This window comes from Microvirga sp. M2, from assembly GCF_047497095.1.
In the GTDB taxonomy this organism is placed as follows: domain Bacteria; phylum Pseudomonadota; class Alphaproteobacteria; order Rhizobiales; family Beijerinckiaceae; genus Microvirga.
Genome location: NZ_CP134063.1, coordinates 90,910 through 107,081, shown reverse-complemented (window position 1 = coordinate 107,081; position 16,172 = coordinate 90,910). Strand labels below are relative to the sequence as shown.

General features: G+C 65.9%; 12 protein-coding genes. 6 read left to right on the top strand and 6 right to left on the bottom strand.

Annotated features, from left to right (window positions below; translation table 11 throughout):
* Positions 1–42: 42 nt before the first annotated feature.
* Positions 43–1,422 carry an ActS/PrrB/RegB family redox-sensitive histidine kinase gene (locus RE429_RS00530; protein WP_414472470.1) on the bottom strand — a complete coding sequence of 460 codons (1,380 nt, stop codon included), beginning with the start codon at positions 1,420–1,422 and terminating at the stop codon, positions 43–45.
* A 232-nt stretch (positions 1,423–1,654) separates the two neighbouring features.
* Between RE429_RS00530 and RE429_RS00525 the strand changes: the two genes are divergently transcribed.
* The 4 genes from RE429_RS00525 to RE429_RS00510 all read left to right on the top strand — a co-directional run bounded on the left by RE429_RS00525 (position 1,655) and on the right by RE429_RS00510 (position 6,247).
* Entirely contained in the window at positions 1,655–2,884 is a 1,230-nt protein-coding gene (locus tag RE429_RS00525) for a polyhydroxyalkanoate depolymerase (protein ID WP_414472469.1), read from the top strand.
* 109 nt (positions 2,885–2,993) lie between these two features.
* Positions 2,994–3,737 (top strand): M48 family metallopeptidase, encoded by a 744-nt coding sequence (locus RE429_RS00520; protein ID WP_414472468.1) that lies wholly within the window; start codon positions 2,994–2,996, stop codon positions 3,735–3,737.
* 93 nt (positions 3,738–3,830) lie between these two features.
* The gene (locus RE429_RS00515) at positions 3,831–4,304 is read left to right on the top strand and encodes a hypothetical protein (RefSeq protein ID WP_414472467.1); all 474 of its coding nucleotides are present in this window, start codon (positions 3,831–3,833) and stop codon (positions 4,302–4,304) included.
* 29 nt (positions 4,305–4,333) lie between these two features.
* Positions 4,334–6,247 carry a potassium transporter Kup gene (locus RE429_RS00510; protein WP_414472466.1) on the top strand — a complete coding sequence of 638 codons (1,914 nt, stop codon included), beginning with the start codon at positions 4,334–4,336 and terminating at the stop codon, positions 6,245–6,247.
* Positions 6,248–6,278: 31 nt separating this feature from the next.
* Here RE429_RS00510 and RE429_RS00505 read toward each other — a convergent pair whose 3' ends face one another.
* Positions 6,279–7,820 carry a DUF4153 domain-containing protein gene (locus tag RE429_RS00505; RefSeq protein WP_414472465.1) on the bottom strand — a complete coding sequence of 514 codons (1,542 nt, stop codon included), beginning with the start codon at positions 7,818–7,820 and terminating at the stop codon, positions 6,279–6,281.
* A 144-nt stretch (positions 7,821–7,964) separates the two neighbouring features.
* On the opposite strand from RE429_RS00505, the gene RE429_RS00500 reads away from it, so the two are divergent.
* Positions 7,965–9,158, top strand: a complete 1,194-nt coding sequence (locus tag RE429_RS00500) for a multidrug effflux MFS transporter (protein WP_414472464.1) — start codon at positions 7,965–7,967, stop codon at positions 9,156–9,158.
* Between the two features lie 13 nt (positions 9,159–9,171).
* Here the strand turns inward: RE429_RS00500 and RE429_RS00495 are convergent, their stop codons facing one another.
* Together RE429_RS00495 and RE429_RS00490 are read right to left on the bottom strand one after the other, a co-directional pair.
* A complete protein-coding gene (locus tag RE429_RS00495; RefSeq protein WP_414472463.1) occupies positions 9,172–9,495 on the bottom strand; it encodes a DUF1330 domain-containing protein in 324 nt (107 codons plus the stop codon).
* Between the two features lie 79 nt (positions 9,496–9,574).
* On the bottom strand, positions 9,575–11,716 hold the full coding sequence (locus tag RE429_RS00490) for a transglycosylase domain-containing protein (RefSeq protein ID WP_414472462.1): 2,142 nt from the start codon (positions 11,714–11,716) through the stop codon (positions 9,575–9,577).
* 143 nt (positions 11,717–11,859) lie between these two features.
* On the opposite strand from RE429_RS00490, the gene RE429_RS00485 reads away from it, so the two are divergent.
* On the top strand, positions 11,860–13,149 hold the full coding sequence (locus tag RE429_RS00485) for a cation:proton antiporter (RefSeq protein ID WP_414472461.1): 1,290 nt from the start codon (positions 11,860–11,862) through the stop codon (positions 13,147–13,149).
* 3 nt (positions 13,150–13,152) lie between these two features.
* Here the strand turns inward: RE429_RS00485 and RE429_RS00480 are convergent, their stop codons facing one another.
* Both RE429_RS00480 and RE429_RS00475 read right to left on the bottom strand, forming a co-directional pair.
* Positions 13,153–14,595: a UdgX family uracil-DNA binding protein gene (locus RE429_RS00480; protein ID WP_414472460.1), complete on the bottom strand. Its 1,443-nt coding sequence runs from the start codon at positions 14,593–14,595 to the stop codon at positions 13,153–13,155.
* Positions 14,592–15,806: a putative DNA modification/repair radical SAM protein gene (locus tag RE429_RS00475; protein ID WP_414472459.1), complete on the bottom strand. Its 1,215-nt coding sequence runs from the start codon at positions 15,804–15,806 to the stop codon at positions 14,592–14,594. The genes RE429_RS00480 and RE429_RS00475 overlap by 4 nt, the downstream gene beginning before the upstream one ends.
* Positions 15,807–16,172 lie beyond the last annotated feature (366 nt).

Below are 16,172 nucleotides of genomic sequence, written 5' to 3'. Positions count from 1 at the left end.
TAACGGAACAATTCCTTCTTGAAACAGGCCGGGAGGCCTGCCCTAGATGTGGGAATTCTTCCCCTGTTCTTTGAGAGACCCCTTGGATTCTCCCTGCGGCGAAATTGCCGCACCCTGTTCAAACGCATGACGGGGCCAAACGATCCGTGCGACGGCTCCCGTGGCGGGCGGGGCGGCGTTGGTCAGGGTCAGTTCGGCCCCCGAGCGCTCGATCAGCGTCTTGGCGATGAAGAGTCCTAAGCCCAGCCCGCCGCCCTCGTCGTTGTCGGCCTCGGTCCGCTCCGCCGCGCTGCGGGTCGTGACATAGGGTTCCCCCACCCGCAGCAGGATATCGGGCGCATAGCCCGGCCCGTCATCGCGGATCTCGATGAAAACCTCGTGAGGGGTCCAGCGCGCGTCGATGGTGACCTGGCTTTCCGCGAAGTCCGTCGCGTTGTCGAGGATATTGGACAGGCCGTAGACGACCCCGGGATTGCGCCGGCCCAGGGGCTCGGGGCCGTCGCCATGGGCCGAGACCCGCACATCGAAACCCACGGCCCGCTGCGGCTCGACGATCTCCTCGACGAGTTGGCTGAGCGAGACGGTCTCAAGGAAGCCTTCCTCGTCCTCCTCGCCCATGGAGGTGAGCTTGGTCAGAATCGAGCGGCAGCGGTCCACCTGTTCCTGGAGGAGCCGCAGATCCTCCGCGACGGGACCCTGCTTGGGCAGCGCATGGCCGAGCTCCTTGGACACGAGGGCGATGGTGGCGAGCGGCGTTCCAAGCTCATGGGCGGCGGCGGCGGCAAGGCCGTCGAGCTGCGAGAGATGCTGCTCGCGGGCGAGAACGAGTTCCGTGGCCGCGAGCGCCTGGCCGAGCTGGCGCGCCTCCTCGGCGACGCGCCAGGCATAGATCCCGGTGAAGACCGTGCCCAGAAGGATCGCGGTCCAGATCCCGGAGACGTAGAGGAAAGGCAGGCTGAAATTCTGCCCGGGAAACCAGGGCAGGGGCTTGTGGGTGAGCACGAGAAAGGTCGCGCAGCCGACGGCCAGCAGACCGAGCGCGAGAGTCCGCTCGGGGGTCAGGGCCGTCGCCGAAATCAGCACCGGCGCGAGGAACAGCATCGCGAAGGGATTCTCCAGCCCGCCCGTGAGATAGAGCAGGGCCGCCAGCTGCAGGATGTCGAAACCGAGCAGGGCCGTGGCCGCATTGTCGCTGAGCCGGTGGCTCGCGGGATACTGGATGCGCAGCAGCAGATTGGTCCATACGGAGGCCGCGATGATGAGGAAGCACAGCTCGAAGGGGAGTGGAAATCCGAGGCCGAACCGGACCGTCGCCACCGCCGCCGACTGCCCCGTCACCGCAAGCCAGCGCAGCCTGACCAATGTATCGAGGCGCAATTGGCGGGGCGAGGTCTTCGGACTTTTGGACACGATGGCTGCCATGAACCAACAGAATAGGGCCTTCGAGACGTTCGCCAAGCAACAAGATAAAGGCCACGAATCCTAAGCTGGGACTGAATCGATGATTCGGAAGGGGTAAAACCCCCTTGAATTCGATTAATTCGATAATGACGTTGCAATAATCGGGAGGAACTTTAATCTTTAAATTACGGTTGAGGATAAAGCCTACCCCGTCGCGCGGGAGAAATCGGGCGCCCAGCCTTTGGGGATGCAAATGAATTTGTCTTATTACTGGTACGATACGGCGCACTGGCTCCTGACTCCCGCCCGCGCAGCTTCGGATATTACAAAGCTCTTTTTCGACAATCCGGTCAATCCGCTCAACAACACGCCCTATGGGCGCACCGTTTCCGCCGCCTGCGAGCTCTTCGAGCGCACCACCCGCCGCTACGCCAAGCCGGACTTCGGACTGGGCGTCACGAGCCTCGGCAACCAGCCGGTGCCCGTCGTCGAGGAGGTCGTGTGGGAGCGCCCCTTCTGCCGGGTGATCTCCTTCCGGCGCGATCATGCGATCGCCGAGAACCAGCCCAAGCTCCTGATCGTCGCGCCGATGTCGGGTCATTACGCGACGCTTCTGCGCGGCACCGTGGAGACCTTTCTTCCCACCCATCGGGTGATGATCACGGACTGGGCGGATGCCAGCATGGTGCCTCTCGCCGACGGCCGCTTCGATCTCGACGATTACATCGACTACCTCAAGGCGATGTTCCGGCAGCTCGGCCCGGACCTGCACGTGATGGCCGTGTGCCAGCCGGCGGTCCCGGTGATGGCCGCGGTGGCCCGCCTCGAGGCGGAGAACGACCCGGCCATTCCGCGCTCCATGATCCTCATGGGCGGCCCGATCGACACCCGCCGCTCGCCCACGGCCGTGAACCGGCTGGCCGAGGAGCGCGGCATCGAGTGGTTCGAGCAGCATTGCATCGCGAAGGTGCCGCCGTCCCATCCCGGCTTCTGGCGCGACGTGTATCCGGGCTTCCTGCAATTGTCCGGCTTCATGGCCATGAACATCGACCGGCATCTCACGGCCCATTGGGAGATGTTCAATCACCTCGTGGAGGGCGACGGCGATTCGGCCGAGAAGCACCGCGACTTCTACGACGAATATCTCGCCGTCATGGATCTCACGGCCGAGTTCTACCTGCAGACGGTCGACAAGGTCTTCGTCCGGCACGAGCTGCCCAAGGGCGAGATGATGCACCGGGACGAGCCGGTGGATCTCACGGCCATCCGCCGCTGCGCCATCATGGCCATCGAAGGCGAGCGGGACGACATTTCGGGCGTCGGCCAGACCCTGGCCGCGCTCGACTTGACCCCCAACCTTCCCGCGGACAAGAAACTCTATCACCTCCAGGCCGGGGTCGGTCATTATGGCGTCTTCAACGGTTCTCGCTTCAGGGCTCAAATCGCTCCTCGAATCGTTGAATTCATTGAGAATCAGGGCTGAGAACCAGCCCGACCGGCCGCGTCAAGAGCCCGGATCCGTTCTCGATACGTTCTTGGGAGCGGCAAACGGCTGCGCTGACAGAATCGACGTGAGCGGGCAGATTGCGGACATGAAATCCGCTCTGTTCCGCCGCGTTCCTGCGGACCCGCCACATCTCAAGGTTAGCTACGAGGGCCAGTCGTTCAAGGTGGCCCTGAAACGTCGTCCGACCGCGAAACGAATCACGCTGCGCGTCTCCCACGCGACCGGCGAGGTCGTGCTTACCATTCCCGAGCGCACCGATGTGGGCCTCGCCCAGAAATTCGCCGACAGTCACGGGGCATGGATCGCAAGCCGCCTCGCCAAGGTGCCGGATCGGGTGCTGTTCGAGCCGGGCGCGCTCGTGCCCCTGCGCGGCGTGCCGCACCGCATCGTCCATTGGTCCTCGGTTCGCGGGCTGACCCAGGCGGCCCGCGACAGCGCGGGCGAGCCGATCATCGCCGTCACGGGCGAGGCCGCCCATGTGGCGCGCCGCGTGCGCGACTTCCTGGAGGCCGAGGCCAGGCGCGACTTCGCGCTCGCGGTGAAGAAGCACACGGCTCAGCTCGGGCAGCCCGCCAAGCGGATCACCGTGCGCGACACCAAGAGCCGCTGGGGCTCCTGCTCGGCCAACGGGGCCCTCAACTTCTCCTGGCGCCTCATCATGGCCCCGCCTTTCGTGCTGGATTATCTCGCGGCTCACGAGGTCGCCCATCTGCGCGAGCTCAACCATTCCCAGCGCTTCTGGAAGATCACCTATCAGCTCTGCCCGCGCACCGACGAGGCGGAGGCCTGGCTCAAGACCTACGGCAGCGCTCTGCACCGCATCGGGTGAGGGCGGTAATCCGTCCGCGCCCTGATTTTGACACCGCTTTCCGGTACAAGGAAATCTTGGTCAGGCGCGGGCCTGAAGATCCGGACACCCTCGATGTGGTCCAAGCGGGATCGGGAGCGTGAACTTCGCGCTCTCCTGGCGGCGATCGAAGCGGCTGACGAGCCGCGCAGGAGCCTCGTGGCGAAGATCCTGCGGGAGGCCTGCCCCCGGCTTCAATCGAGCATCCATTCCAACGAAGTCGCCGACAGGCTGTTCGCCGCGCATGCCTGGCTCGATCTGGGCGTGTGGCTTATCGGCTGGGAGCTGCCGGACTGGAGCCTGCATCGGCTGTCATGCGACGATCGGCGGTGGAGTTGCATGATCACCCTTCGGGGCCTGGCCCTCAACTGGGCCGAGGACGTGGTCGAATATCAGCACGACAACCTGGTCCTTGCCCTCTTCGGCGCTCTGGTCGAGGCCCAGCGGCTGAGAATCAACGAGCCGGCATCGAGCAATGTCGTATCCTTCAGGACGGCGAGGACGAACGGCCATATGCCCGGCGGCTCCAGGAGCCGGTCCGATGAGTGACGCGACGCCCGCCGCAGACGGACAGGGCCATGCCTGCAATCCGCGAAGGCCGGACGGCTGAAGTCGAAGCCTCCTCGACCGTTCCCCACCGCCCGGGCCTGGGGAGCCTGACACTGGGCACGCTCGGCGTGGTCTACGGCGATATCGGCACGAGCCCGCTTTATGCCCTCAAGGAGTCCCTCTCCGCGGCGGCCGGAGGCGGCGCCGTCACCCGCCCGATGGTGTTCGGAATCGTGTCCCTCATCCTGTGGGCGCTGATCGTCATCGTCACGGTCAAATACGTTCTGTTCATCCTGCGGGCCGACAACAACGGCGAGGGCGGCACGCTCACCCTCATGGCGCTCGCCCAGAAGGTGATGGGGCACAACGTCTTCGTCATCACCCTGCTCGGGATGATCGGGGCCGCGCTGTTCTACGGCGATGCGATCATCACCCCGGCCATCTCGGTGCTTTCGGCCGTCGAAGGCCTGACCGTCGCCTCGCCCGGCTTCTCGCGCTATGTCCTGCCCCTGAGCCTCGCCATCCTGGTCGGCCTTTTCTCCATTCAGAGCCGCGGCACGGCCCGCGTCGCCGCCTGGTTCGGACCGATCACCGGCCTCTGGTTCCTGCTGATGGCTTTGGGCGGGGCCGTCCATATCGTCGACGATCCCAGCATCATGGCAGCGCTCAGCCCGACCTACGGCATCGCCTTCCTGGCCACCCACGGAACGGTCGGTCTTTTGGCCCTCGGCGCCGTGTTCCTTGCGGTCACGGGGGCTGAGGCGCTCTACGCCGACATGGGGCATTTCGGGCGCAAACCCATCCAGACCGCCTGGCTCGGCCTCGTGCTGCCGTGCCTTGCCGTCAACTATATCGGCCAGGGCGCCCTCCTGCTCGCCCATCCGGAAGCGATCGAGAACCCCTTCTTCCTGCTCTATCCGGATTGGGCGCTGCTCCCGATGGTGGTCATGGCGACGCTCGCCACCGTCATCGCGAGCCAGGCCGTCATCACCGGGGCCTTCTCCATGACCCAGCAGGCGATCCAGCTCGGATTGCTGCCGCGCATGGAAATCCGCTGGACGTCCGAGACCGAGAAGGGGCAGATCTACGTGCCGCGGATGAACGTCCTGCTTCTGATCGCGGTCGTCTTCCTGGTCATCGTGTTCAAGAGCTCGAGCGCCCTGGCCCATGCCTATGGGCTGGCCGTCACGGGCACGATGGTGGTGACCGCGATCATGGCCTTCGTGGTCGTCTGGAAATACTGGAAGTGGCCGCTCTGGCTGGCGATTGCCGTCATCACGCCGTTTCTGATCGTCGACGTGGTCTTTCTCGTCGCGAACGCCCTCAAGATCCCTCAGGGGGGCTGGATGCCGCTTCTCGTGGGCGCGGCCCTGATCACGCTCATGCTGACCTGGCGCCGGGGCACGCGCCTCCTGTTCGAAAGAACCCGAAAGAACGATGTGCCGCTCCTCGAACTCATCGCCATGCTGCAGAAGAGCCAGCCCTATCGCGTGAAGGGCACGGCCGTGTTCATGACGGGCGATCCGACGACCGCTCCATCGGCGCTCCTGCATAATCTCAAGCACAACAAGATCCTGCACGAGCAGAACGTGATCCTGACCGTGCGGACCGAGGACGCGCCCCGGATCTCCGACAGGGAACGGGTCCGCATCGAGCCTCTCGGGGACTCGTTCTGGCGCGCGACGATGAGCTTCGGCTACATGGAGACGCCGAACATCCCGCGCGGCCTCGCCCTCCTGCGCAAGACGGGCCTGAAGCTCGACATCATGACGACGTCGTTCTTCGTCTCGCGCCGCTCGATCCGGCCCGCGCTCCACAGCGACATGCCGCGCTGGCAGGACAGATTGTTCATCACCCTCGCCAAGTCCGCGAGCGACGCCACCAAGTTCTTCCAGATTCCCACCGACCGCGTCGTGGAGGTGGGAACCCAGGTGACCGTGTGATTCCGACGGCCGGCTGGCCTCTCACGGCGGATCAATGGAGAATGACGGTGCCCCTCAGATGACGGATGGCGTCTCCCGCGGGTTCAGCCGTTCTCTGAAAGCGGGACAGAACGAAATCGCCCTCTCTGCCCTCGACGCTGTGCAGGGTCGAATGAAGATCCGCCAGACCTCTGCTGTCCATCGTCAGGAGAGGCGAGAGATCGAACCGGCTCGTCCAGGTGTCGCCTTCAAGGGTCAGGAATCGGCCTTCGAGGGAGAGCGTCACGCTTGTCGAGAAGCTCCGGATCGTGTGCGACCTTTGTTGATCGAAGTCGACGGCGAAATCGTTGAGAATCGTAACCGTCCCGGCCCGGATGATGGCGGGCTGGGTAAAGTCGAAGGTCGCCGGTCTCGGAACGGAGGAGACGTCGGAGGAGGGTTTGGCGGAGGAGTCCAGCGCGTCGGCATCCGTCCGCGCCGACTGGCTATAGGCCGTCACCTTCTCGGCGCTCAGGGGCCCGATCACCGCGACGAGCGTGAGGATGCCGCCCGTGAGCGGGACGAGGCGGATGTCGAAAGGCCGCCGAACCAGAACGGACGCCAGGAGGAAGCCCGCGCCGATGATCACCAGGATCAGCCAATAGCGGTCTTCCGTGATGCCGTAGGCGCCGACGCGAATGGCGGTCGCGAGCGTCAGCAGGGCCAGAGGGATCAGCGTGCTCGCCAGCCACGAGGCCTGAAACAGGGACCGCATCCGGGCCAGCGGTGCGTGCGGCCCCGAGGCGAGGAGATAGGTTGCGTAGCCGACAACCAGATAGAGCGGCACGATCGTGCCGATCTGCCCTTTCGGCATTTCGCCGGCGATCGCGATGCGCAGGGCGTAGAGATGAAGGACGACGCCGAAGATCAGGGTCAGAGGAATCAGCAGGGCATCGGTGAGAACGGCGATGATGCGCAGCAGGAGATTGTCGTGATCCGGCTTGATCGGTTCCGCAGCGATGGGCGCCACGAGCGTCAGCCAGAGCAGCGGGAAGGCGAAGAAGGTGGCGATGATCACCAACGTCGCACCGAGTTTCTCGATGGGCCATCCCAGCAAGGCATCGATGGTGAAGAACACGATTGCGCCGCCGGCGAGAACGACTCCCAGGGCGGTAAGCCCGATGGCGAGACTGGCGATGAGATGGGCATTGGCGAACCAGAAGCCGCTCACGCCGCGCCGCGCGGCGATGCCCGCCGCGACCGACATGAAACACACGCATGCAAAGAGGAGGGACGGGGCCGCATCGTCTTCGAACTTGACCCAGTACAGGAGCGAGAAGCCGATCAGGAATCCCGCGCCCTGTGCGAGAAACCGGACGCGGCCGCTCTGCCGGGATGCCGCAAAAGCCGCGATCACGGCCGTGAAGAACGACAGAATCAGCGCGAACGGGATACCATCCGGTTTCCAGGGGAGGGCCTCCATCCATGGCGCTCCGAAAATCCAACCGAGAATATCGGCCGTCGCAAGGCCTGCGGCCAGAACGGCGAACGGGAAGCGGCGGACCGCCAGTGCGAGGTCGGGGGACATACGAACGGATTGGGGCGCAAGGGACATAGGTGCAGCTCATATCGATACGAAATTTCATTACCCTGCGACCCAGGCGTGATGCAAGCAAGAGCCTTTCGTCCTCTTAGAGCCCGTGACAGAACCGGGTTCCCGGCTTAACCCTGAATTCTTCACGTCTCATCCGGCCCTTCCATGCTCAAACCCGACACCCTGGCCCTCACCGTCGTCCTGGCGCTCCTCACCGCGCTCGGGCCGCTCTCGACGGACATGTATCTGCCCTCCCTGCCGGCGATCGCGGCAGGCCTTCAGGCGACGACCGGGCAGGCGCAGATGACGCTCTCGGCGTTCCTCCTGGGCTTCGCGGCGGGGCAGTTCGTCTACGGACCGGTCTCCGACCGGGTCGGCCGCAGGCCGGTGCTGCTGTTCGGGCTCGGGCTGTTCTCCCTGGCGAGCCTCATCTGCGCGCTCGCGCCCACCATCGAGGTCCTGATCGGGGCCCGGTTTCTCCAGGCGCTCGGCGCCTCCGGCCCCATCGTGCTCGGGCGCGCCATCGTGCGCGACTTCTACGAGGGGCCGCGCGCCGGACGGGAATTGTCCCGCATGGGCAGCATCATGGGAGTCGTCCCGGCGGTCGCGCCGGTTCTCGGCGGCCTGATCGCCCAATTCTACGAGTGGCGGATGACCTTCGCGGTCATGCTGATCTGCGGCATCGCGCTCGCCGCGACCGTGCTCTTGCGGCTGCCGGAGAGCATCCGGACGAAATCCGACGCGCCGCTCTCCTTCACGGCGATCCTGGCAGGGTTCGGAATGCTGCTGCGCCACCCCGCCTATCGCATCTATGTGAGCTTTTCCATGCTCGCCTATGGCGGCCTGTTCGCGTTCATCTCCGGCTCGTCCTTCGTGCTGCAGGAGGTGTACCGCCTGGATGAGCTGTCTTTCGCCTTCTCGTTCGCCTTCATGGTCGTGGGCTACATCGCCGGCACGTTTCTCGCGCAGCGCCTCGTCGGGCGACACGGGCTCGACGGCACGATCCGGTTCGGCGTGGCGAGCCTCGCGGCCGGCGGCACGCTCATGGTCGTGCTCGTCGCCTCCGGCGCGCCCTCGTCCTTCGCCATCACGGGCCCGATGGCGATCTACGCCCTGGGCGTCGGCCTCACCATGCCGCAGGCCATGGCCTCGGCCCTGATGCCGTTCCCGGAACGGGCCGGGGCGGCCTCGTCCCTGCTCGGGATCTGCCAGATGACCTTCGCGGCGATCCTGGGCATCGTGCTGGGCCAGAATCTCGGCGGCTCCGCGCTGCCGCTCCCGACCGCCATCGCCGGGACGGGCATCCTGGCCCTGATCGTCTTCGCGGCGACGGGGCGGGTGCGGGGCAGGGCCGCCTGAACGGCCTTGGCCGTCACGCCGCCAGGATGTCGGTTGCGCGATGGTCGTCGGGAACGCCGTCGATCAGGATGACGTCGCCTTCGGAGTGCCGGGTCCGCAGGGGCAGGATCGCCCGATAGGCCGAGGAGGCGTACCAGTCGCGGGCGCGGGCCCTGTCCGGGAACTCGATCACGATCAGGTCGCCCGACCATGCCCCTTCGAGGCTGTCCACCGGACCGCCATGGATGATGAACCGGCCGTCGAAAGGCGCCAGAGTCGCGTCGATCTTCTGAAGATAGGCGACGATCTCCGGTCCCATGGCGACATCGTGCAGGCGGGCGACGGCATAGGCGGGCATGGCATGCTCCTTGGCTTGAGGGTGAAGCCAATATGCCGGTATCAGGGAGCGCTGGCGATGACCTCGGAGGTAATGGAATTCAGAGCCCGAACAGCTTCTCGAAGAAGTTCCTTTCGCGGCTGACCCGGCGCTGCGGCTGCGGCTGGGGCTGACTCCAGCCCGTGTCGCCGTTGCCCGCATTGGCATAGCGCGGATCGGCTCCCGAACCGGCGACGGGCACGTCGTCGCGGAAGCGCTCCATGCCGGGCAGCGACACGGGCTGCTTGTCCTTCAGGGCGGTCTTCATGAAAGTGTGCCAGACCTCCCTCGGCAGGTTGCCGCCGCTGACCTTCTTGGTGAGCGCGCCGTCGTCGTTGCCGAGCCAGACGCCGGCCACGAGATTGCCCGTGAAGCCCACGAACCACGCATCCTTGTAGTCGTTGGTGGTCCCGGTCTTGCCGGCCATCGGCCAGCCCGGGATCTGCGCGGCTCTGGCGGTGCCGATCACGAAGGTGTTGTGCATCATCTCGTTCATCATCGCGACCGCGGACGGGTCGATGACGCGGCCGAGGCCGCCAGCGGAGGCCGGGCGCTTGTAAACGATCTTGCCGTCGAGGGTCCTGACCTCGGAGATCACGTAAGGGGTCACGCCGGTGCCGCCGTTGGCGAAGGCCGCATAGGCGCCGACGAGCTCGAGGGGCGTCACTTCCGAGGTTCCGAGCGCGAGCGATCCGTTCGCCTGGATCGGCGAGGTGATGCCGAGCCGCTGCGCGGTCTGCGCCACGTTCTTCGGCCCGACCTCCATGTTGAGCTTGACCGCGATGGTGTTGAGCGACAGGGCGAGAGCATCGCGCAGGGTGACGGGGCCGCGATATTTGCGGTCGTAGTTCTGCGGGTTCCAGCCCTTGTAGCTGACGGGGCCGTCCTCGATGACCATGTCGGGGGTATAGCCCTTCTCGACGGCGGTCAGATACACGAAGGGCTTGAAGGACGAGCCCGGCTGGCGGCGGGCGGTGGTGGCCCGGTTGAACTGGCTCGTCTCGTAGTTGCGGCCGCCGACCAGGGCCTGGACGCCGCCATCGGGCTTCATGGCCACGAAGGCGCCCTGGCCCACGTTGAATTTCTGGCCCTTGGCGTTGAGCTCGTCCACCAGCGCGTGCTCGGCGGCGGATTGCAGCTTGGGATCGATGGTGGTGAAGACCGCGATGTCCCCGTCGATGGTGCCGACGAAATCGTCGAGCACGTCCATCACGTAATCGGCAGCGTAATTGGCCGAGCCCGCTCCGTTCGGGCGCACGGGCTCGGCCGGCTGGCCGAGCGCGGTCTTGGTCATGTCCGGCGTGATGAAGCCGAGCTCGTTCATGGCCGCGATCACGAGCTGGGAGCGGGCCTTGGCTCCGTCCGGATTGCGGTTGGGCGCGAGCCGGGAGGGAGACTGCACGAGTCCCGCGAGCACCGCGGCCTCCGAGAGCGAGACGTTGCGCGCGGACTTGCCGTAATAGCGCTGCGCGGCCGCCTCGACCCCATAGGCGCCGGCGCCGAAATAGACCCGGTTGAGGTAGAGTTCGAGGATCTGGTCCTTCGAGTAGTTGCGCTCGAGCCACAGGGCGAGAATTGCTTCCTGGATCTTGCGCGAGGCGGTGCGCTCCTGGGTGAGGAACAGGTTCTTGGCGAGCTGCTGGGTGAGCGTCGAGCCGCCCTGCAGGCCGCCGGAATGGGCGAGGTTGCGGTAGACCGCGCGGGCGATGCCCGTCAGGTCGATGCCGAAATGGTCGTAGAAGCGCCGGTCCTCGATGGCCACGAAAGCCTTCGGGAGATAAGGCGGCAGCTCCTTCAGGGTGACGGTGCGTCCGCCCGTCTCGCCGCGATTGGTGATCAGCGAGCCGTCGCTGGCCATGATGGCGATGTTCGGCGGACGCTTGGGAACGGTGAGCTGGTCGATGGGCGGCAGCTGCGAGGCGTAATAGGCCACCACGCCGCCGACGGCGATGACGCCCCAGAGGCAGAGAACGACGCCTGCATAGACGAGCTTGCCGAGGATCGAACGGCCCTTGCGCCTGGATTTCTTGGGACGGGAGCCGCGACGCAGGGGCTTGTCGCCGTCGTCGCGCCTGGAACTCCGCCGTCTCGCCATAGATGATCCCCCTGCCCGGTCCTCGGGCGAGAGGTGAAAGTCCAGCTCCCCCGCATCGGCGGCTGGCGCATCGAAAACCGGCTCCCGCCGGTCACGTTCGTTCGCCACGTTTCTCTCAACCCCGCATATTCGTTCGATGCCGGTTTGATTCCGGCCTTCACGCTCTGGAGCACCCTAATTGTGGCGGTTTAAGGGGCGGTTAACCCCTGCAACAGTGGAACTGCCCAGGTCGCGCCCGCGTTCGCTGCCCTATGAGCGCTTACGTCGTCGTGATGGCGGGCTTCGGGGTCATCGTCCTGCTGACCGCCTGGCTCCCCATGGTCCTGAAGGAGCTGCCGCTCTCCCTGCCGATCTTCTGCATCGGCCTCGGGGCGCTGATCTTCGCCATCCCCAACCTGCCCGGGGTGATGCCTCATCCGATGGAGCAGCTTACCCTCGTCGAGCACGCGAGCGAGCTGGTCGTGATCATTTCGCTCATGGGGGCAGGCCTGAAGATCGACCGGCCCTTCGGCTGGAAGCGATGGACGTTCACCTGGCGGCTGCTCGGATTGTCCATGCCCCTGACGATCCTGTGCCTCGCCTTTCTCGGTTCCAGCCTCCTGGGTCTGAGCGCGGCTTCCGCGGTTCTGCTGGCCGGGGCGCTGGCGCCGACGGATCCGGTGCTGGCGAGCGACGTGCAGGTCGGGCCGCCGAGGAGCGGGCAGGAGGACGAGGTGCGTTTCACCCTCACGTCCGAGGCCGGGCTCAACGACGGCCTCGCGTTTCCCTTCGTCCTGCTCGCGCTGTCTCTGGCCCAGGGAGGCAGCGTGACGTCCCTGGCCAAATGGTTCGCCTATGCGGCCCTGTGGAAGATCGTGGCCGGCATCGTCATGGGCTATGCGGTCGGTCGGGTCCTGGGCTGGCTCACCTTCCATCTGCCGAACCGGGCCAAGCTGTCGCGCACCGGCTCCGGCTTCGTGGCGCTGGGCATCACGTGCCTGGCCTACGGGGTCACGGAGATGGCGGAGGGATACGGCTTTCTCGCCGTCTTCGTGGCCGCGCTGGCGCTGCGCGCCACCAAGCGGGAGGATGCCTATCACGAGAAGCTGCACGATTTCGCCGAAGAGCTCGAACGCCTGCTCATGATGGCGCTGCTGGTGCTTCTCGGCGGCGCGATGACGGGCGGGCAGCTCTTTCGGGCCCTGAGCTGGGAGGCGGTCGTCTTCGGCCTGCTGGCGCTGTTCGTCATCCGGCCGCTCGCCGGCTGGATCGGGCTGATCGGAACCAAGTCTCCGGCCGGGGAGAGGCTGGCGATCAGCTTCTTCGGGATTCGCGGGCTCGGCTCGATCTATTATCTCGCCTACGCTCTGCGGCATCAGGATTTCGACCGGCCGGACGCGCTCTGGAGCACGGCGGGCTTCGTCATCCTCGTCTCCATCGTGCTTCACGGGGTCACGGTGACGCCCGTGATGCACCGCCTCGATCGGAGACGCAAGCTCACGGCGGGGCCGTGGCGATCGCGTTGGCGGTCACATTGGAAATCCCCCGGGCGATCCCCCTGACGGTCACTCGGCCGCGAGCGGCAGCTCGCCCGTGTCCGGATCGGCTTGTGCGAGATCGTGGATGCGGCGCAGATCCTCGACGAAGGCCTCGTAGGCCTCGCGCTTCGTCGCCTCGTCGGGCAGGCGCAGCAGGTAGCTGGGATGCACGGTGATATAGCCCAGGTAAGGCCCGAACCGGGCGCGCCCGCGCGAGCGGGAGATGGGCGTGGACTTGCCCGTCAGGGCGAGCAGAGCCGTTCCGCCGAGCGCCACCACGAGCTTGGGCCGCACCAGCTCCAGCTCCTTCATCAGCCAGGGCCGGTAATGCTTCACCTCGCCGGCCGTGGGCTTCGAATGAATGCGGCGATGGCCGCGCTGCTCGAATTTGAAATGCTTGACCGCATTGGTCAGATAGGCGTGCGAGCGGTCGATGCCCGCTTCCTTCATGGCCTTGTCGAAAAGCCTGCCGGCCGGTCCCACGAAGGGGCGCCCCTGCAGGTCCTCCTGATCGCCCGGCTGCTCGCCGACGAACACGATATCCGCGTGTTTCGGCCCTTCGCCGAACACCGCCTGGGTGGCGCCGGGCACCAGCGGCCCCGCCTTGGCGATGATGGCGTTGAGGTCTTCGAGCGTCCCTGGCTCCTGATCCCACATGGCTTCAAGAGCCCCTTCGGGAGTGCGTTTTGCCGGCATGGTCGCCTCCTGTCCGATCATGGCGTCAACGCGCCGGGAGGCGGTTTGGATCAGGCCCGGAATGGAGGCGGTTTCCGGCAGGTTGCGCCAATATTTCTTCGGCATCTCGGCCCGCATGGCGACGGGGTTCACCCGCGCGGGGTTGAACACGCTCTCGTAATAGCCGCGCCAACCCTCCTCGAAGCCGTCCTCCTCCGGCGCATCCTCGCGCCGCCCGGGCGGGCCGACGCTCAGCTCCCGCCGGTCCCAGCGCATGGAGCCCAGGGGCGTCAGGATCGTCCAGTCGAGGGAGCGGAAGCGGTCGATGAAGAACGGAGCCGCGGCTTCCAGGATGAAATGCTCCGGTTCGTACCAGGCGGCGAAGCGCTCGAGATGCTCGGCCCTCATGCGCCGGAAGCGCACGAAGGCGTACATCTTGTGAAGGTCGCGCCGGACCGCGCGGGCCATGGTGTCGATGCGGTGGACGAGCGGGTCGCTCGCCACATCGAGAAGATCGCGTTCGCCGTTCAGGACGCGCCAGACGAGCTGGTAGAGCAGGGCATAGCGTTCGGGATCGCTGTGGCACACGCCAAGCTCGACGAGGCGCGCCACGCCCCTCGGCAGAGACACCGGCGGCGCATCGCGCAAGGCGTCCTCGCCGAAGAGGCCGGGCGCTTCGTCGAGCGACCAGACGACGTGCTGCGGCGCGAGTTCCTCGCAGGCGAGCCAGCGCACGGCCCGGCGAAAACCGTCGAGATCTGCGGCGTTCCGGAGGGTGATGCAGTGAAGGTTCATGCGAACAGGCTCAGTTGCCGGGGCTTCCCGACCAGGCGTTCGCGCAGATCCTGCCGGTCGAGAGCAGCCTTCGGGTGATGATCGATGGTGACGAGGAAGGGCTTGGCGCGCCTGAGGGCCGAGGTCAGGCGGGCCACGTCTTCAAGCCGCAGCGCGGTGTGCCGCCGCGCCGCCACGATCCTGTCGACCGCGCGGGCCCCGAGGCCCGGGACGCGCAGCAGCATCTCGCGCGCGGCGTGGTTCACGTCCACGGGAAAGAGGTGGCGGTTCTTGAGCGCCCAGGCGAGCTTGGGGTCGATATCGAGATCGAGCATGCCCTTCTCGCCGCCCTCCGCGATCTCTTCGACCTGGAAGCCGTAATGGCGCATCAGCCAATCGGCCTGGTAGAGCCTGCTTTCACGCAGGAGCGGGGGCGGCTTCAGCGGCAGGACGGCGCTCGAATCCGGAATCGGGCTGAAGGCGGAGTAGTACACGCGCTTCATGTCGTAACGGCCGTAGAGCCGGGCGGAGGTGCGCAGGACCTGCGCGTCGGTGGTGTCGTCCGCCCCGACGATGACCTGGGTCGTCTGTCCCGCGGGCGAGAAATGGCGGCGTTCCTCGCGCGCTTCCGCGATCCGCTCGAACATCTGCGCCATGGCGCCTTCGATCGACGCGCCGTCCTTTTCCGGGGCCAGCCGCTCCAGGCTCTTCTCCGTGGGCAGTTCGAGGTTGATGGAAAGCCGGTCCGCCCAGAGGCCCGCCTCCTCGATGAGCCAGGGACTGGCCTCCGGGATCGTCTTCAGGTGGATGTAGCCGCGAAATCCGTGCTCGCGGCGTAGCTTCTTGGCCGCCAGCAGCATCTGCTCCATGGTGTGATCGGGCGAGCGGATGATCCCCGACGACAGGAACAGGCCTTCGATGTAGTTGCGCTTGTAGAATGCGACCGTGAGCGTCACCACCTCGTCGACGGAAAACCGCGCGCGCTTCACGTTGGACGAACGCCGGTTCACGCAATAGGCGCAGTCGAACAGGCAGTAATTGGTCAGAAGGATCTTGAGCAGGGAGACGCAACGCCCGTCCGGCGTGTAGGCGTGGCAGATGCCGGCGCCCGTGGTGGAGCCCAGGCCATCGATATCGGCCTTGCGCCCGGGCGCTCCGGAGGAGGAGCAGGACGCGTCGTATTTCGCGGCATCCGCCAGGATCCGCAGCTTGCGGCTGAGCTTTTCGTCCATGGAATCAGAGGTTTTCCGCTGAATTGTTCCTGTTTTGTTCTAGCATGAAGACAGGCTGATTCGGAACCGGGCCGGACGAGGCGGAGGGTCGCACGGACAAGGAAGCGCCCTGCTGCGGACGGGTGGATGCGATCGGCTCCGCGACCTCAGACTCAAGGGTGCGAATCCCGCGGGATCGAGGGGGCCGCGCCGCTCGCATCTGGCCCGCTCCCTGTCAAGCATCGCAAAGAACTCAATCGTACTAATCCTCAATAACAGAGGGAAGGAAAGCCCATTGCATTGCAAATAATCGTGTTCCCGACCACGAATATTCCACCAGTAGTCGTGGCGTTTCGTGGACGGACGGAAAAAGAGGGCCGCTACCCG